General features: G+C 74.5%; 14 protein-coding genes and 3 tRNA genes. 7 read left to right on the plus strand and 10 right to left on the minus strand.

Features of this window, described 5'->3' with window-relative positions; genetic code table 11:
• Positions 1 to 122 precede the first annotated feature (122 nt).
• From ACZ462_RS07080 to ACZ462_RS07095, 4 genes are all read right to left on the minus strand, one after another.
• The gene (locus ACZ462_RS07080) at positions 123 to 2,045 is read right to left on the minus strand and encodes an ABC transporter ATP-binding protein (protein WP_467804940.1); all 1,923 of its coding nucleotides are present in this window, start codon (positions 2,043 to 2,045) and stop codon (positions 123 to 125) included.
• On the minus strand, positions 2,042 to 3,775 hold the full coding sequence (locus ACZ462_RS07085; protein ID WP_467804938.1) for an ABC transporter ATP-binding protein: 1,734 nt from the start codon (positions 3,773 to 3,775) through the stop codon (positions 2,042 to 2,044). The genes ACZ462_RS07080 and ACZ462_RS07085 overlap by 4 nt, the downstream gene beginning before the upstream one ends.
• A gap of 123 nt (positions 3,776 to 3,898) precedes the next feature.
• On the minus strand, positions 3,899 to 5,353 hold the full coding sequence (locus ACZ462_RS07090) for an FGGY family carbohydrate kinase (protein ID WP_467804937.1): 1,455 nt from the start codon (positions 5,351 to 5,353) through the stop codon (positions 3,899 to 3,901).
• Between the two features lie 76 nt (positions 5,354 to 5,429).
• Complete coding sequence (locus ACZ462_RS07095) at positions 5,430 to 5,729, minus strand: YtxH domain-containing protein (RefSeq protein ID WP_467804936.1); 300 nt, start codon at positions 5,727 to 5,729, stop codon at positions 5,430 to 5,432.
• A 145-nt stretch (positions 5,730 to 5,874) separates the two neighbouring features.
• On the opposite strand from ACZ462_RS07095, the gene ACZ462_RS07100 reads away from it, so the two are divergent.
• The 3 genes from ACZ462_RS07100 to ACZ462_RS07110 all read left to right on the plus strand — a co-directional run bounded on the left by ACZ462_RS07100 (position 5,875) and on the right by ACZ462_RS07110 (position 6,284).
• Positions 5,875 to 5,947: transfer RNA gene (locus tag ACZ462_RS07100), tRNA-Asn, on the plus strand.
• A 5-nt stretch (positions 5,948 to 5,952) separates the two neighbouring features.
• Positions 5,953 to 6,025, plus strand: a tRNA-Asn gene (locus ACZ462_RS07105).
• A gap of 185 nt (positions 6,026 to 6,210) precedes the next feature.
• Positions 6,211 to 6,284, plus strand: a tRNA-Ile gene (locus ACZ462_RS07110).
• A 95-nt stretch (positions 6,285 to 6,379) separates the two neighbouring features.
• Here ACZ462_RS07110 and ACZ462_RS07115 read toward each other — a convergent pair.
• On the minus strand, positions 6,380 to 7,567 hold the full coding sequence (locus ACZ462_RS07115; RefSeq protein WP_467804934.1) for a carboxylate-amine ligase: 1,188 nt from the start codon (positions 7,565 to 7,567) through the stop codon (positions 6,380 to 6,382).
• Positions 7,568 to 7,780: 213 nt separating this feature from the next.
• Here ACZ462_RS07115 and ACZ462_RS07120 point away from each other — a divergent pair, with 213 nt between their 5' ends.
• The gene (locus tag ACZ462_RS07120; protein ID WP_467804932.1) at positions 7,781 to 9,049 is read left to right on the plus strand and encodes an MFS transporter; all 1,269 of its coding nucleotides are present in this window, start codon (positions 7,781 to 7,783) and stop codon (positions 9,047 to 9,049) included.
• A gap of 24 nt (positions 9,050 to 9,073) precedes the next feature.
• Here the strand turns inward: ACZ462_RS07120 and ACZ462_RS07125 are convergent, their stop codons facing one another.
• Positions 9,074 to 10,426: a carboxyl transferase domain-containing protein gene (locus ACZ462_RS07125; protein ID WP_467804930.1), complete on the minus strand. Its 1,353-nt coding sequence runs from the start codon at positions 10,424 to 10,426 to the stop codon at positions 9,074 to 9,076.
• A 182-nt stretch (positions 10,427 to 10,608) separates the two neighbouring features.
• Positions 10,609 to 11,427: a LysE family transporter gene (locus ACZ462_RS07130; protein WP_467804928.1), complete on the minus strand. Its 819-nt coding sequence runs from the start codon at positions 11,425 to 11,427 to the stop codon at positions 10,609 to 10,611.
• Between the two features lie 70 nt (positions 11,428 to 11,497).
• On the opposite strand from ACZ462_RS07130, the gene ACZ462_RS07135 reads away from it, so the two are divergent.
• The gene (locus tag ACZ462_RS07135; protein WP_467804926.1) at positions 11,498 to 11,938 is read left to right on the plus strand and encodes an Lrp/AsnC family transcriptional regulator; all 441 of its coding nucleotides are present in this window, start codon (positions 11,498 to 11,500) and stop codon (positions 11,936 to 11,938) included.
• Between the two features lie 103 nt (positions 11,939 to 12,041).
• Here ACZ462_RS07135 and ACZ462_RS07140 read toward each other — a convergent pair whose 3' ends face one another.
• Both ACZ462_RS07140 and ACZ462_RS07145 read right to left on the minus strand, forming a co-directional pair.
• Positions 12,042 to 13,079: a rod shape-determining protein gene (locus ACZ462_RS07140; protein ID WP_467804924.1), complete on the minus strand. Its 1,038-nt coding sequence runs from the start codon at positions 13,077 to 13,079 to the stop codon at positions 12,042 to 12,044.
• Between the two features lie 304 nt (positions 13,080 to 13,383).
• On the minus strand, positions 13,384 to 13,905 hold the full coding sequence (locus ACZ462_RS07145; RefSeq protein ID WP_467805004.1) for a hypothetical protein: 522 nt from the start codon (positions 13,903 to 13,905) through the stop codon (positions 13,384 to 13,386).
• Positions 13,906 to 14,070: 165 nt separating this feature from the next.
• Between ACZ462_RS07145 and ACZ462_RS07150 the strand changes: the two genes are divergently transcribed.
• Positions 14,071 to 14,835: an SCO2400 family protein gene (locus ACZ462_RS07150; RefSeq protein WP_467804922.1), complete on the plus strand. Its 765-nt coding sequence runs from the start codon at positions 14,071 to 14,073 to the stop codon at positions 14,833 to 14,835.
• 35 nt (positions 14,836 to 14,870) lie between these two features.
• On the opposite strand, the gene ACZ462_RS07155 is transcribed toward ACZ462_RS07150, so the two are convergent.
• On the minus strand, positions 14,871 to 15,293 hold the full coding sequence (locus ACZ462_RS07155; protein WP_467804920.1) for a MarR family winged helix-turn-helix transcriptional regulator: 423 nt from the start codon (positions 15,291 to 15,293) through the stop codon (positions 14,871 to 14,873).
• A 94-nt stretch (positions 15,294 to 15,387) separates the two neighbouring features.
• On the opposite strand from ACZ462_RS07155, the gene ACZ462_RS07160 reads away from it, so the two are divergent.
• Positions 15,388 to 16,407 (plus strand): NADP-dependent oxidoreductase, encoded by a 1,020-nt coding sequence (locus ACZ462_RS07160; RefSeq protein WP_467804918.1) that lies wholly within the window; start codon positions 15,388 to 15,390, stop codon positions 16,405 to 16,407.
• Positions 16,408 to 16,471: the final 64 nt, after the last annotated feature.

Genomic DNA, 16,471 nt, shown 5'->3' on the forward strand with positions numbered 1-16,471 from the left:
CTCGACGATCTGGTTCGGGGAGACGGCGTGCTTGATGCGCTCGTAGCGGTCGCGGGGGGGGGGGGGGGGGGGCCCCCCCCCCCCCCCCCCCCCCCCCCCCCCCCCCCCAACACCGTCCGCCGCTAGTCGACTTCGGCGACCGCCTGGGCGAACTGGGCCGCGTACAGCCGCGCGTAGGCGCCGTCCGCCGCGAGCAGCTCCCCGTGCGCGCCCTGCTCGACGATGGAGCCGTTCTCCATCACCAGGATCACGTCCGCGTCCCGGATGGTGGAGAGCCGGTGCGCGATCACGAACGAGGTCCGGCCGTGCGCCAGCCGGGCCATCGCCTTCTGGATCAGGACCTCCGTACGGGTGTCGACCGAGCTCGTCGCCTCGTCGAGGACCAGGATCACCGGGTCCGACAGGAACGCCCGAGCGATCGTGATCAGCTGCTTCTCGCCGGCGCTGACGCCCGCGCCCTCGTCGTCCAGCACCGTGTCGTAGCCGTCCGGCAGGGTCCGGATGAACCGGTCCGCGTGCGCGGCCCGTGCGGCCTCCTCGATCTCGGCGCGCGTGACCTCCCGGGAGGCGCCGTACGCGATGTTCTCCGCGATCGTCCCCCCGAACAGCCAGGTGTCCTGGAGCACCATGCCGATGCCGCCGCGCAGCTCCTCGCGGGTCATCCTCGCGATGTCCGCCCCGTCCAGGGCGATCCGGCCGCCGGTGACCTCGTAGAACCGCATCAGCAGGTTGACCAGCGTCGTCTTGCCGGCGCCGGTGGGGCCGACGATCGCGACCGTCTGGCCCGGCTCCACCGCCAGCGACAGCTCCTCGATCAGCGGCTTGTCCGGCTCGTAGCGGAACGACACCTTCTCCAAGACGACCCGGCCGCGGACCTCCTGCGGGCGCTCCGGCACCGCCGCGTCCGGCTCCTGCTCCTCCGCGTCCAGGACCTCGTACACGCGCTCCGCCGACGCGACACCCGACTGCACCAGGTTCGCCATCGACGCGACCTGCGTCAGCGGCATGGAGAACTGCCGCGAGTACTGGATGAACGCCTGCACGTCGCCGATCGACAGGTTGCCCGAGGCCACCCGCAGACCGCCGACCACCGCCACCAGCACGTAGTTGATGTTCGAGATGAAGAACATCACCGGCTGCATGATGCCGCTGACCAGCTGCGCCCTGAACGAGGCCCGGAACAGCGCCTCGTTCTGCTCGGCGAAGACCGCCGCGGACTCCTGCTGCCGCCCGAAGACCTTCACCAGCGCGTGCCCCGAGTACATCTCCTCGACGTGCGCGTTCAGCGATCCGGTCGACTTCCACTGCGCGACGAACTGCGGCTGCGACTTCTTGCCGATCTTCGCCGCCACCACCACCGACACCGGGATCGTCACCAGCGCGACCAGCGCCAGCAGCGGCGAGATCCAGACCATCATCGCCAGCACGCCGACGATCGTCAGCAGCGAGTTCAGCAGCTGCCCCATGGTCTGCTGGAGCGTCTGCCCGATGTTGTCGATGTCGTTCGTGGCCCGGCTGAGGACTTCGCCCCGCTTCTGCCGGTCGAAGTACGACAGCGGCAGCCGCGCCAGCTTGCCCTGCAGCTCCTCGCGCATCCGGTACACGGTGCCGTTCATGATGTGGTTAGACAGCCGCGTCGCGACCAGCATCAGCAGCCCGGCCAGGACGAACACCACCAGCGCCCACACCGCGACGACGCCGACCGCGCCGAAGTCGATGCCCTCGCCCGGCGTGAAGTCCGTCCCCGACAGCATGTCCGCGGTGCCGTCGTCGCCGCGGGCGCGCATCGCGTCGAGCGCCTGCTCCTTCGTGGTGCCCGCCGGCATCTCCCGGCCGACGATGCCCGCGAAGACCAGGTCCGTCGCGTGCCCCAGGATCTTCGGGCCGATCACCGTGCAGACGACGCTGCCGAACACGGCGGCGACCATCCCCCACAGCTTCGGCCGGTCATGAGCGATCTGCCGCAGCAGCCGCTTCCCCGAGCCCTTGAAGTCCAGGGACCGCTGCCCGGGCCCCATCATCATCCGTCCTCCGGGCCCGCTCATGCGGCCTCCGCCTCCGTCAGCTGGGAGAGCACGATCTCCCGGTAGGTCTCGTTCCCGGCCATCAGCTCGTGGTGGCGGCCCTCACCGACGACCCGCCCCTCGTCGAGCACGATGATCCGGTCGGCATCGCGGATCGTCGCGACCCGCTGCGCGACGATGACCACCGTCGCGTCCTCGGTCTCCCGGCCGAGCGCCGCGCGCAGCGCCGCGTCCGTCGCGTAGTCCAGGGCCGAGAAGGAGTCGTCGAACAGGTAGATCTCCGGGCGCTGCACCAGCGTGCGGGCGATGGCCAGGCGCTGGCGCTGGCCGCCGGAGACGTTCGTCCCGCCCTGGGTGATCGGCGCGTCAAGTCCGCCCTCGAGCGCGGCGACGAACTCCCGGGCCTGCGCCACCTCCAGGGCGTGCCACAGCTCCTCGTCGGTGGCGTCGGGACGCCCGTAGCGCAGGTTGGAGGCCACCGTTCCGGAGAACAGGTACGGCTTCTGCGGCACCAGGCCCACCGTGCGGGCCAGCAGCTGCGGGTCGAGGCGGCGCACGTCCTCGCCGTCGACGAGGACCTCGCCGCCGGTCGCGTCGAACAGCCGCGGCACCAGTCCCAGCAGCGTGGACTTGCCGCTGCCGGTCGAGCCGATGACCGCCGTCACCTCACCGGGGCGGGCCACCAGGTCCACTCCGCGGAGCACCGGCGCCTCGGCGCCCGGGTAGCCGAAGTCGGCGCCGCGCAGCTCCAGCAGGCCGTGCCGCGACAGCTCGCGCACCGGGTCCGCGGGCGGGACGACGCTGGACTCGGTGTCCAGCACCTCCTGCACGCGCTCCGCGCACACCTCGGCGCGCGGCACCATCATGAACATGAACGTGGCCATCATCACGGCCATGACGATCTGCATCAGGTAGGCGAGGAACGCCGTCAGCTGGCCGATCTCCATGCCGCCGCTGTCGATGCGCATCGCGCCGAACCAGATCACGGCGACGCTGGAGATGTTCACGACCACGATGACGGTGGGGAACATCAGCGCCAGCAGCCGCCCCGAGGCCAGCGACACGTCGGTCAGCGAGGTGTTCGCCCGGCGGAAACGCTCCTTCTCGTAGCCGTCGCGGACGAACGCGCGGATCACCCGGTTGCCGGTGATCTGCTCGCGCAGCACCCGGTTCACCACGTCCAGGCGCTCCTGCATCTGCCGGAACAGCGGGCGCGTCCGCCACACGATCGCGCCGACGGACAGGCCCAGGACCGGCACCACGGCCAGCAGCACACCCGACAGCGCCACGTCCAGCGACAGGGCCATCGCGATGCCGCCGATGCACATGATCGGCGCCGAGACCATCAGCGTGAAGGTCATCAGCACCAGCATCTGGATCTGCTGCACGTCGTTCGTCGTACGGGTGATCAGCGACGGCGCCCCGAACTGGCCGAGTTCGCGCGCCGAGAAGCTCTGCACCCGGTCGAAGACGGCGGCGCGGACGTCGCGGCCCAGCGCGGCCGAGGTGCGGGCGCCGTAGTACACGGCACCGATGTTGCAGCCCAGCTGGACGAGGGAGACGGCCAGCATCAGCGCGCCGAAGCGCAGGATGTAGCCGGTGTCGCCGGTCACGACGCCCTTGTCGATGATGTCCGCGTTCAGCGTGGGCAGGTAGAGGCTCGCACTCGTCTGCAGCAGTTGCAGCAGCACCAGCAGGGCGATCGGTTTCCGGTACGGACCCAGATGGGTCCGCAGAAGTCGTATGAGCACGCGCAGGCTCCGGTCGGGGATCGAGGGGGGTCACCCCATCTTCGGCCAACCCCGCGCCGCGCCCCACCCGTTTTTGCAAAGGACGGTCAAAAGGAGCAGACCGCCCGCGTCCGCGCCCCGCCCCTACCCCTGGAACGCGCCCGGGTGGGTCTGCTCGCGCGTCGCGATGTACTGCTGGCGCACCGCCTGCCAGGCCGGGTAGTCCTCGCCCGGCTCGAAGACCTGCGCCGCCGGGCCCGGCCACACCGGAGGCGTGTGCGGGGCCAGCGTCCCCTGCTGCACCCCCAGCGCCCACGCCGCCTGCCGCGCCGCGCCCAGCGCCGCGTAGTCGGCGGGCGCCGGCACGACGATCTGCGTCCCGAACAGGCCCGGCGCGGCCGCCTGTACGGCCGGCAGCCCCGCCGCGGCGCCCAGGAGGAACACCCGCCGGATGTCGACGCCGCGCAGCCGCAGCACGTCGATGGCGTCCGCCAGCCCGCACAGCATGCCCTCGAACGCGGCCCGCGCCAGGTGCTCCGGCTTCATGGAGTCGCGCCGCAGCCCGGACAGGGTGCCCGCCGTGTGCGGCAGGTTCGGGGTGCGCTCGCCCTCCAGGTACGGCAGCAGGACCAGGCCGTGCGCGCCGGGCGTCGACTTCAGGGCCAGGTCGGACAGTCCGTCGAGATCGGTGCCGAGCAGCTCGGCGGTGCCCCGCAGGGCCCGTACCGCGTTGGAGGTGTTCACGACCGGCAGGTGCATCCCGCCGGCGTCGGCGAGGGAGGTGATCAGGCCGTTCGGCTCGGTCAGCGCCTCGTGGTGGACGGCCATCACCGAACCCGAGGCACCCAGGGAGACCACCGCGTCGCCGGGGCCCAGGCCCAGCCCGAGCGCCGCCGCCATGGTCTCGCCGGTGCCGGCGGAGATCAGCAGCCCCTCCGGGGTCATCCCGGCCGCGTCGGCCGGCCCGAGGACCTCGGGCAGCAGCGCCGTGTGCCCGAGGGCGAGCTCGACCAGGTCGGGGCGGTAGGAGCCGGTGCGGGCCGACCAGTAGCCGGTGCCGGAGGCGCCGCCGCGGTCCGTGGTGCGCCGGGCGGGGCGGCCCAGCAGCTGCCAGACGAGCCAGTCGTGCGGGGACATCAGCACCGCCGTGCGGCGCGCCGCGTCCGGCTCGGTGCGGGCCATCCAGGCGAGCTTGGCGATCGGCTGCGCGGAGTGCGGGACGGAGCCGACCGCCTCCGCCCAGGCCTGCCGGCCGCCCAGCGCCTCGGTCAGGTCCGCCGCGGCGACCTGGCCCCGCTTGTCGTTGCCGACGAGGGCCGGGCGGACCAGCGCGCCCTGCGCGTCCAGCGGCAGCAGCCCGTGCTGCTGGGCGGAGACGCCGATGGCCTGGACCCCCTCCAGGAGCCCCCCGCCGGCCGCCTCGCCGAGGGACAGCAGCCAGGCCTGCGGATCCGCCTCGTGGGGGTGGAAGGCCTCCGGATCACCCGCGGGCTGGGGATGGGGCGCGTAGCCCTGCCGCAGTACGGCACCCGTGTCGGTGTCGCAGACGATGATGCGAGTGAAGGCGGAAGAGCTGTCCAGCCCGGCGACTATCCCCATGCGGAGAATTCTGCCGCACGGCAGTGCGGGATCCGCCGCCCCGGGAGGCAGCGGATCCCGCGGGGAGCCGGACGGCTCAGGTGTTGCTGGTGCCCCACTCGTCGTCGTAGCCGCCGCCCCGGCCGCGCAGGGCGCGCACCCGCTCGGCCAGCGGGGCGGGCAGGACCCCGCCGACCTTGTCGCCCACCACCGTGAACGCCTTCCCCGCGTACTGCCGGCCCGCCTGGCCGGCGGTCTCGGCCGCGTTCCGCACGGCCGGGTTCTGCGCGACCTCGCGCGCGGACTTCTTCAGCTGCTCGTAGCGCTCGCGCCCGGCCCGGGAGCCGAGGACGTACCCGAGGCCCAGTCCGACCGCGAACGCGACCTTGTACCGCATGCCTGCCACCTCTCGTCGTGTGGTGCCCGGCCGGCGCTCGATACCGATTGGCGGAGCACCCCCCTGCTTGCGCTAATCTATGTCTCGCAACGGGCGCCCGCCCCCCGGCTCGGCCGGAGGTGGGCCGTTCGGCGCAACGCAGCAATCCCCTGTAGCTCAATTGGCAGAGCAGCCGGCTGTTAACCGGCAGGTTACTGGTTCGAGTCCAGTCGGGGGAGCGCGGTCCCCTGTAGCTCAATTGGCAGAGCATTCGGCTGTTAACCGGAGGGTTGCTGGTTCGAGTCCAGCCGGGGGAGCAGAGGGAAGAGGGCCCCGACCGGGGTCCTCTTCTTTTTTTGCCCGCCGGAGGGAACCGAACGGCCCGGGAAGCGGTCTCCCACGTCAGGTGAAGCCGATCACGCGGGGCATCCGGAGCAGGAGATCGTATGAGCGGCTATGCTGCGGCAGACGGCGCGCACACATGTACGCGCCACGCCGAGAAGGGGCGGTAGCTCAGCCGGTTAGAGCAGCGGACTCATAATCCGTCGGCCGTGGGTTCGAGTCCCACCCGCCCCACCGCAAGCCGCAGGTGCAGAAACGATCGCACCTGCGGCTTCGGCGTTCCCGGGAGCGCCGCCGCTTGCGTGCCGGGTGGCCGGTGGGCCGGCGGGTCAGACGTTCTCCGTTTCGTCCGCCAAGTGGCGCAGGACGTCCGTCAGGTCGCCGCGGCGGGTGTACGCCGCGCGTTGGCGGTGGGCGCCCGAGCCGTCGCGGAGGAGGCTGCCCAGGGTCTTGGCGGCGTGGTCGAGTTCGCCCGCGGCCGCCAGTTCCGGGGCGACCAGTTCGAGGAGGGCCTCCGCCAGGTCGGCGGCCGGGAGTTCGGCTCCGGTGTACGGGTCGAGGCCGAAGCCCTCCAGGCCGTCGTGGGCGGCCCGCCAGCGGGCCAGGCGCAGGACGTCGTCGCGGAGGGCCGGCTCGGGGCGGCCCTCGGCGATCTCCCGCAGGGCGGTGGCCACGAGGGCGCGGACGAGTTCGGCCTGGAGGATGGCCGTGTCGATGTCGGAGGACATGTCGGGCGCCCGGATCTCGAGCGTCGGCCAGTGTCCGGACGGGCGGAGGTCCCAGTAGACCATCTTGGTGTCGAGGGCCGCACCGGAGCCGAGCAGGGTCTGCACGGAGCTCCGGAAGTGGGCGGTGGAGGTGAAGTGCGGGGGCAGCCCCGCCGAGGGCCAGCCCGACCAGGCCATCGCCCGCCAGCTGGCATGGCCGGTGTCGCGTCCGCCCCAGAAGGGCGAGTTGGCGGCCAGCGCGATCAGCGTCGGCAGCCACGGCCGGACCCGGTTCGACACCGCGACCGCCGTGTCGACGTCGAGGGTGCCGACGTGGATGTGGCGGCCGCAGCTGACCAGGGTGTCGGTGAGCGCGCCGAAGCGCCGGTGCTGCTCGCGCTGGCGGGGCTCGTCGTCCGTCAGGTGCAGGGGCGTGTCCACGGCCACGACCGGCGAGGGGGCGGCCAGCAGCCGGCAGCCGTGGGCGCGGGCGGCGCGGGAGAGGGTGCGGCGCAGGGCGGCCAGCTCCCTGCGCAGTTCGGGGGCGGACGCGGAGACCGGGGTGGAGATCTCCACCTGGTAGCGGGTGCCCTCGGGGTGCACCTCGTGGGGCAGGCCCGCGGCGGTCTCCAGGACGCGGGGCGCGGCCGGGACCACCCGGAAGGTGCGGGCGTCGACGAGGAGGAACTCCTCCTCCACGCCGACGGTGAGCGGTGCCGTGCCGGGAACGGGGGCGGGTACGGTCGAGACGGCGGGGACGAGGTCGTCCGCCTTGTCGGTGCTCGTCGTGCTGGTGCCAGGTTCGATCACTACGCCTCCCTGGACATTACGAGTCTTTTCATCATGAGCGGGAGCCAGGCGGCGAGCGCGCGCCGATTCGGTCAAATGTCCATCCTGCATGGCGAGTTACCGGCAAGGACCCGTCGCGGATGGGGCCGCGGATCCGGGTGGGGCGACTGTTGCGGCTGCGTGAAACCGGCCACGGCCCGGCGGCGCGGCCAGGGCCGCCGGTTAGCATCCCGTGTGACCGGTACGAGCACCCCCGCCCCCGCGGGCCGTCCGCCGCGCGTGTTCGCCGACCTCACCCCGCTGCGGACCTCGCCCGACTACCGGCGGCTGTGGATCGGCAACACCGTCTCCTGGACGGGCCAGACGATGACGGCCCTCGCGATCTCGCTCCAGGTGTACGACATCACCGGCTCCAGCTTCTCCGTCGGGCTCGTCGGGCTGTTCTCCCTCGTCCCGCTCGTCGTCTTCGGCCTCTACGGCGGCGCCGTCGCGGACACCGTCGACCGGCGCAGGCTCGGCCTGTACAGCTCCCTCGGCCTGGCCGTCCTGTCGGTGGTCCTGGCGGGTGCCGCGCTGCTCGGCTTCCACCGGGTCTGGCTGCTGTACGCCGTCGTCGCGCTGCAGGCCGTCTGCGGGGCCCTCGCCGGACCGGCCCGCTCCGCGATGATCCCGAGGCTGCTGCCGCCCGAGCAGCTGCCCGCCGCGAACGCGCTGAACTCCGTCACCATGACGTCCGGCACCATGGCCGGCCCCATGCTGGGCGGATTCGTCGTCGGCCTGTTCGGCTTCCAGGCCGCCTACCTGATCGACGCGGTCGCCTTCTGCGCCGCCCTGTACGCGATGTGGCGGCTTCCGGCCATGCTGCCCGACCGGGAGGGCGGCGGGCCGGGCCGGGCGTCCGTACGGGACGGGCTGCGCTTCCTCGGGACCCGGCCGAACATCCGGATGACGTTCTTCTCCGACCTGGCGGCGATGGTGCTGGCGCAGCCGAAGGCGCTGTTCCCGGCCGTCGCCGTCCTCTGGTTCGGCGGCGACGCCAGGACCACCGGCCTGCTGGTGGCCGCCCCCGCCGCGGGGGCGCTGCTCGGCGGGCTGCTCTCCGGCTGGCAGGGCCGGATCCGCCGGCACGGGCTGACGATCCTGCTGGCCGTCGCCGCGTGGGGGCTGGCGATCGCCGTGTTCGGGCTGACGCGAAACCTGTGGCTGGGGGTGCTCTTCCTGGCGCTGGCCGGCTGGGCGGACACCGTCTCCATGGTGTTCCGCTCGACGATGATGCAGGCCGCCACCCCGGACGAGATGCGGGGCCGGCTCCAGGGCGTGTTCATCGTGGTCGTCGCGGGCGGGCCGCGGCTCGGCGACTTCCTCGCCGGGACCGTCGCCGACGCCGCCTCCCCGGCCGTGGCGGTCACGGGCGGCGGCCTCGCCTGCGTGCTCGTCGTGGCCGCGCTGGCCGTGCGCTGGCCCGGCTTCGCCCGCTACGACGCCCGGTCGCCGCAGCCCTGACCCGCGCCGGCCGCGGGGCCGGGGTCAGGCGCGCGGCTCCGGGGCGACGACGCCGCGGGCCACCCCGAGCGCCACGAGGTCCTGCGGGCGGATGCGCAGCTGGTCCGCCGTGGCGGGGGCCTGCGCCGGCGGGCGCTTGAGGATGGCCGCTGCCAGCTCGGGCGCGATCACCGAGAAGTAGCCGTCGGGCGTCACCCACGTGTTGCCCGGGGCGGCCAGCGCCAGCGCCCCGCCCGAGCCGCCCTCGCCGATGAGGAGGGTCGTCACGGGGACGGACGCCGCGGCCACCGCCGCGAACGTGTCGGCGATGGCCGCGCCGGCGCCCTCCCGCTCGGCCGCGGCGTCGTTGGCCGCGCCCGGGGTGTCCACCAGGGTCAGGACCGGGATGCCCAGCCGGTCGGCGAGGCGGATCACGCGGGCCGCCGTGCGGTATCCCGCCGGGCGGGTCGCCGTGCCGCACTGGGCGGCGTACGCGACCGCCCGGCCGTCGTGCAGCCCGAAGCCGCACAGCATGCCCGGGTCGGTTCCGCCGGCCCGGTCCCCGGACAGCGGCAGCCGCAGCGCGAAGTACGCGTCCAGGTAGGCGGCGGCGTGCGGCCGGTCCGGGCGACGGGCCAGCCGTACGGCGTCCCAGCCGCCGGCCGGGGGAGGTACGTCCGACAGGGCGGCCGGCGGCTCGACCGGCCCCCCGGAGCGGGGCGCGGCGAGGACGCGCAGCCAGTCGGCGAGGACGCCGGGCAGCTCGGCGGGCGGCACGACCGCGTCGACGTGCCCGGCGGCGTACTGCGCCTCCGCGGTGTAGGCCGCCGGGTCGGCGCCGGCGGGCCGCACCCGGGAGCCGGCGAAGCCGACCTGGGCGCCCGGCAGCGCGAGGACGACGTCCGCTCCGGCGCCGAGGGTGGCCCAGCCGCCGCCGGTGGTGGGGTCGCGGAGGACGGCGATCTGCGGGAGGCCCGCGGCCCGGGTGAGGACCGACTGGCGGGCCACGCGCTGGAGCTGCGCCAGTGCGAGCATGCCCTCCTGCATCCGGGAGCCGCCGGTGGCGATCAGGGACACCAGCGGCAGGCGGTGCGCGCGGGCGTGCTCGTACGCGGCTTCGAGCCGGTCCCCGGTGCGTTCGCCGAGGGAGCCGCCGAGGAAGCCGAACTCGAAGGCGATCAGGACGGCCCGGCTCCCGCCGATCGAGGCGGCCCCGACCACCACCGACTCCTCCTCGCCGGTGCGGTCGGCGGCGCGGGCGCGGGAGTCGTCGTAGCCGGTCCAGCCCAGCGGCCCGTCCGGCGCCGATGCCCGTGCGGGGGCGGGGAGTTCGGCGAAGCTGCCGGGGTCGGTCACGGAGGCGATGGCCGCGCGGGCCGAGAGGCGGGTCGTGGTCACACAGCCACCCTAGGGCTCGTCGCGGTGGCGCGGGCGGCCGGTTCGAGCCGCTCTCGGGCGGCGGTCGGGGCCGCTGCGGGGCCGCCCCTCTTGTGCGGTCCGCGGGTCGGCGGCCGGCGGCTGCGGCGGTACCGCGCGCCCGCCGGACCCGGGCGGCGCGCCGGGCGGGAGCCGCGGGCGGTCTACCAGGGGAGGGGGAAGGCGATCTCGAAGGCGTACGCGGCGACCAGGCCGTAGCCGAGGCGGAACGTCCAGATCCGCGTCGTCGGGGAGATCCGCCGCCCGGCGAGGGAGCCGAGCACGACGAGCGTCTGCTGCCACAGCAGGGAGGCCGCGGCGACCCCGGCGAGGAAGGCGGTCGCGGCGGCGCCGCTGCTCAGTGCGCCCGCCTGGGCGGTCGTCAGGGCGGCGAAGTACAGGGCGGTGGTGGGGTTCACGGCGGTGAGGGCGACGTACCGGCCGAAGACCACCCCCCGGCCGCGCCCGGCCCCGCCGGCCCTGTCAGCCCCCGCGGCCCCGTCGGGACCGGCTCCGGGGCCGCCCGGGCTGCCCTCGCTGCCCGCACCGCCCGCGCCCCTCGTGCCGCCTCCGGCGTCCGGCGCCGGCTCCCGTAGGGGCGGCGCCACGGCCAGGGCACCGGCGTCGCCGGCCCCGGCGGGCCGGGCTCCGGGACTGCCCGCGCCGCCCGGGTCCGGAGCCGGCTTGCGTACGCGTGCCGCCCCGGTCAGGCCGTGTGCGGCGATGGCCAGGAGCACCGCTGCCGCGGCCAGCCGGATCCATGCCTCGACCGGCGCCACGTGGGAGGCGACCCAGGGACCCAGCGCGGTCGCCAGTGCCGCGTAGCCGAGGTCGACCGCGGCCACGCCGGCGGCGGCGGCGACGGCCGTGCGGCGGTCGCGCACCGCCTCCTGGAGCAGCAGGACGCTCATCGCCCCCATCGGCATCGCCACGCCCAGGCCCGCGGCCGTGCCCGCAAGCGCGGGACTCAGTAGTTCCGTCATGCGGGGAAGCGTGGGGCGGGCGGTGCCGGCAGCGGCGGCGAATACCGGCGTCCGCTGCGAGAATCGCGGCATGGACCGCCTCGACAGGGAAATCCTCGGCATTCTCGGGCAGGATGCGCGGATCTCGTACCGGGACCTCGGCGTCCGTGTCGGCCTCAGCGCGAACGCCGCGGCGGACCGGGTGCGGCGGATGCGGCGCGACGGGGTGATCCGCGGCTTCACCGTCATCGTCGACCCGGCCGCCGACACGCGCGGCGGGCTGGTGGTCTTCATCGACCTGACGCTGCGGCAGGACACCACGAACGAGGAGTTCGAGCAGCGCGTCGCCGGACTGCCGGGGATCACGGAGGTGGTGCACGTGACGGGGGAGTACGACTACCTCGTACGGGCCCGCGCGGCCGACCCGGCGGCCCTCGACACCCTGCTGCGCAGACTGAAGCGGGAGGCGGGCGTGGCCCAGTCCAGCACCCGCCTGGCCCTGCGCGCCGCCACCCGTCCGGGGGCCGGGTAGACCGCCGCCCCGGCCCGCGGACGGGATCGCCGGCCAGGCCGCCGCGCCCGGGGCCGAGGGGCTCCGGGCGCGGGGCGGCGTGGCGGGGCTGGCGGGGGCCGGGTCAGCCGGCCAGGGGGTTGAGGACCATCGGGGCGACCTTGCCCTCCAGCATGGCGCCCAGGCCCATGACGGCGCACACGTCGGGGCGTTCCGCGATGGCCACGGGCATGCCGGTGGCGTCGCGGAGCATCTGGTCCAGGCCGGGCAGCAGCGCGCTGCCGCCCACCATCATGATCCCCCGGTCGGTCAGGTCGGCGACCAGGTCGGGCGGGCAGTCGCGGAGGACCTTGCCGATGCCGTCGAGGACGGCGGTGAGCGGGGTGTGGATGGCGTCGCGGACGGCAGCGGTGTCGACGTGGACGGAGCGGGCCAGTCCGGTGGCGACGTCCCGGCCGTGGATCAGGGTGGAGGCGGGGCCGTCCGGGGTGAGGCCGTTGCCGTGCAGGGCCAGCTGGAGCGGCCGGACCGCCTGGCTGGGCAGCATCAGCTCGTGGGTGTGGCGCAGGTGCTGGACCACGGCGTGGTCGATGGCCTCGCCGCCGACGGGGATGCGCTGCGCGGTGACGATCGAGCCGAGGGAGAGGACGGCGACCTGCGTGGCGGCCGCCCCGCACACCATGATCATCGTCGCGGTCGGCTGCTCCACGGGCAGGCCGCAGCCGACGGCCGCCGCGATCAGGGTGTCGACGAGTTCGACGCGCCGGGCGCCGAGCCCGACCATCGTCTCCACCGCGGCCCGCTGTGCGAGCGGGTCGGCGTCGTGCGGGGTGCAGGCGGCGGCGCGCAGCCGCGGCTTGCGGCGCAGGGCGCGGCGGAGCTTCTCGCCGAGGAGGTGGCGCAGCATCCGCTGGGCCATCTCGATGTCGACGACGGTGCCGCCGGAGACGGGGCGGACGACGCGGATGTAGTCCGGGGTGCGGCCGGTCATCCGCTCGGCGAACGTGCCGACCGCGATGAGTGCGCCGGTGCGGGTGTTGACGGCGGCGGCGCTGGGCTCGTCGACGACGAGGCCGGCGCCCTTGACGAAGACGCGGGTCCGGGCCGCCCCGAGGTCGACGGCGACGTGGCAGCGGCGCAACTGCTCAAGACTGACGGTCACGGCAGGTCCTCCCGAGAGCGCTGGCGCAAGAAGCCCGGCGGATGCCGGTTGCATTTCATATCTTCTCGGTCGAAAGGTGCATGTCGCCCGTTGAAGTGCTCCGGCCGGGGAGGGGGTGAGGGGCCGCCGGGTGCTGCACGGGGGTGGATTTCTGTACCGACAGGCACGCCGGTGCGCGCACCGTCCGCGCTACCGGCGCGTAACGAGGTAAGGGAGGCCCGATGCTGACGTCCCGCCAGGGGAGGGCCGGCGGTCGCGGTGCTCCGCACCGCCTCCTCCTCCCCCCGTCCCGGCCCGCTCCGCCTCACGCTTCGAGTTCGGCCCCGTCCACGAGGACCCGCTGGAGCAGGCCGTACGTGAACTCGGCGACGCAGTCGCGTCCCGCGGCCGTGAACGCCAGCCGCCAGCGTGTCGGGGCACTGCCCTCCATGGGCCGCACGGGGGCGAAGGCCCGGGCCACCTCGTCCACCGTCGCCGACCACGGACGCAGGTCCTCCGGCGTCCGCAGTACGGGTCCCGGGGCGCCCGGCGCGCGCACGAGCCACTCGTTCCACACCGCCCCGTCCGGGGCGGCCAGCACCTCGAAGCGCAGGTCCGGCCAGAGCGGCAGCGCCCACTGCAGGGCCTCGCACCGCAGGTCGCCGACGGTCCGCGGAGCGGCCGACTCCGGCGGCCCGAGCACCGACCGGTAACGGGCCAGGGCGCCGCGGGCGCGGGGTGAGCGGACCATCGCCTGCCAGCGCCGGTTCGCCTCCCGCTGGTCTGCGGCCGTGGCGCCGAGCCGCCTCCGGGCGTCCTCGGCCCGTTCGGGCCGGAAGTCCGCCATGCGGCGCAGCAGCACGAGTTGGAAGGCGGCCGGCCCGAAGGGTCCGGCGCCTGCGCCCGGACGGCCTGCGGCAGGAGGAATTGTCACGGAGTCAACGATTCCACACAGGACCTCCACGAACCCGCGATGCAGTTGTTGCGCGCGACGGCGTAGCGTCGAGGCGCCATGGACTACTGCCACGCCTGCCGGAGGCACCTCAACGGCGCACTGGCGTGCGCCGGGTGCGGAACCCCGGCCGAGTACCTGCCCCCCGCTGCCCCCACCGCAGCCGCGCCACCCTACGGGGCCGCCGTGCCGCATCCGGCGGCCGGGCCGTACGGGGCCGCGCCGGCGAACGCCGCCGGGCCGGAGGCGGCGGATCCCTTCGCGGACTCGCTGGTCGAGCTGGCCGGGCCGTACGAGCGCCGGGCCGGCGCGCGCCGCCGGGCCGAGAACCGCCGCCGCCGGAGGGTGCTGCTGAGCGTCGGGCTCGGACTGTCGCTCGCGGTCGGCGGATCGGTGGCGGTGGCCCGCATGATCGCCGACGGGGAGAGCGCGGACCGCGCCGCCAACGTGGTGCTGACCGACGACGGCCCCGGCGAGCCGGCGCCGCTGCCGAGCGGCTCCGGCGGGCCGGCCGCTCCCGCCACGCCGAAGCCGGCCAAGGCCGCCGGGGGAGCGAAGGCCCCGGCCGGGGCTCCGCAGCCGGGCGGGCCCGCGGGCACCGCGCCGGGGTCCGCGCGGCCGGGGCCCGGGGCGTCGGCCTCCGCCTCGGGGGCGTCCGGGGCGCCCGGGGGATCCGGCAAGGGGCCCTCCGTAAAGCCGGGCGGATCGGGGCAGCCCTCGCCGAGCGCCTCCGGCGGCACGCAGCCGCCGACGGGCGCGCCCAGTCCGAGCCCGTCGCCGACGAAGCCGCCGAAGACCTGCGTGCTCTGGTTCTTCTGCTCCTGACGGGCGCCCGGGGTGTGGCCTGAGGCGCCCCCGGCTCAGCCCAGCATGCGCCGGAGTAGGTCCCGCAGCGCCGTCCGCTCCTCCTCCGACAGCCCGGCCAGCGGCTCGCGCGCGAAGCCGAGCGAGTCGCGCAGCCGGTCCGCGGTCCGCAGCCCCTCCTCGGTCGCCGCGGCCAGCTTGACCCGCCGGTCGGCCGGGTCGGGCCGGCGCTCGACCAGGCCGCGCGACTCCAGCCGGTCGACGATGCCGGTGATGTTGGACGGCTCGCACTTCAGCTTCTGTGCGATCCGGCGCATCGGCGTCGGCTCGACGGACAGCAGGTGCAGGACGCGCGCCTGCGCACCGGTCAGCCGGTGGCTGGCGGCGGCCTGCTCGTACTCCTCGTGGTAGCGGGCCACGACGGTGCCGATGAGCTCGACGACCTCGACGGTCAGGGGATCCACGCGACGACTGGGCATGCCACCAGCCTACCCATTTACTTGACAACATGAAATATCGAGGCGCATGGTTGTTTCACGTCCTGAAGTATTTCCCGACCGGGAGTGTGCCCCCATGACCCAGATCCCCGCCGTCAGCCGCGAGTGGCACCTGATCCGCCGCCCCCAGGGCTGGCCCGTCGCCGAGGACTTCGCCCTGCGCGAGGCCCCCGTCGCCGCCCCCGCCCCCGGCCGGATCCTGGTGCGCAACCTCCACATGTCCGTGGACCCCTACATGCGCGGCCGGATGAACGACGTGAAGTCGTACGTGCCGCCCTTCCGGCTCGACCACCCGATGGACGGCGGCGCCGTCGGCGAGGTCGTCGCCTCCGCCGCCGAGGGCTTCGAGGCCGGCGACCACGTCCTGCACGGCCTCGGCTGGCGCGAGTACGCCGACGTGGACGCCGCGCACGCCACCAAGGTCGACGCCTCCCTCGCCCCGCTCTCCGCCTACCTCGGCGTCCTCGGGATGCCGGGCCTGACCGCGTACGCGGGCCTCTTCGAGGTGGCCTCCTTCAAGGAGGGCGACTCCGTCTTCGTCTCCGGCGCGGCCGGCGCGGTCGGCAGCCTCGTCGGCCAGTTCGCCAGGATCAAGGGCGCCTCCCGCGTCATCGGCTCCGCCGGCTCCGACGAAAAGGTCGGGCTCCTGAAGGACAAGTACGGCTTCGACGCCGCCTTCAACTACAAGAACGGCCCCGTCGCGCAGCAGCTGAAGGAAGCCGCCCCCGACGGCATCGACGTCTACTTCGACAACGTCGGCGGCGACCACCTCGAAGCCGCCATCTCCTCCCTGAACGTCCACGGCCGCGCCACGCTGTGCGGGGCGATCGCCCAGTACAACAACACCGAGCCGGCCCCCGGCCCGCGCAACCTCGCCCTCGCCATCGGCAAGCGCCTGCGCCTCCAGGGCGTGCTCGTCGGGGACCACGTCGGACTCCAGCCGCAGTTCGTCGAGGACGTCGCCGGCTGGCTGCGCTCCGGCCGGCTCGTGGCCGACGAGACGGTCGTCGAGGGCGTCGAGAACGCCACCGGCGCCTTCCTCGGGATGCTGCGCGGCGAGAACACCGGGAAGATGATCGTTTCGTTCACCGGCTAGGCTCCTCCCAAGCCGTCGCGATCGTGGGCGCGAGTCGCGGCGATGACCAGAAGGATCGAACCGC

The sequence above is a fragment of the Streptomyces sp. NPDC031121 genome, from assembly GCF_055570615.1.

Coding starts and splice junctions, on each gene's coding strand:
- ACZ462_RS07145 (WP_467805004.1), bottom strand. CDS start 13,905: ATGGCGGACTTCCGGCCCGAACGGGCCGAGGACGCCCGGAGGCGGCTC.
- ACZ462_RS07150 (WP_467804922.1), top strand. CDS start 14,071: ATGGACTACTGCCACGCCTGCCGGAGGCACCTCAACGGCGCACTGGCG.
- ACZ462_RS07090 (WP_467804937.1), bottom strand. CDS start 5,353: ATGGGGATAGTCGCCGGGCTGGACAGCTCTTCCGCCTTCACTCGCATC.
- ACZ462_RS07155 (WP_467804920.1), bottom strand. CDS start 15,293: ATGCCCAGTCGTCGCGTGGATCCCCTGACCGTCGAGGTCGTCGAGCTC.
- ACZ462_RS07095 (WP_467804936.1), bottom strand. CDS start 5,729: ATGCGGTACAAGGTCGCGTTCGCGGTCGGACTGGGCCTCGGGTACGTC.
- ACZ462_RS07130 (WP_467804928.1), bottom strand. CDS start 11,427: ATGACGGAACTACTGAGTCCCGCGCTTGCGGGCACGGCCGCGGGCCTG.
- ACZ462_RS07160 (WP_467804918.1), top strand. CDS start 15,388: ATGACCCAGATCCCCGCCGTCAGCCGCGAGTGGCACCTGATCCGCCGC.
- ACZ462_RS07135 (WP_467804926.1), top strand. CDS start 11,498: ATGGACCGCCTCGACAGGGAAATCCTCGGCATTCTCGGGCAGGATGCG.
- ACZ462_RS07080 (WP_467804940.1), bottom strand. CDS start 2,045: ATGAGCGGGCCCGGAGGACGGATGATGATGGGGCCCGGGCAGCGGTCC.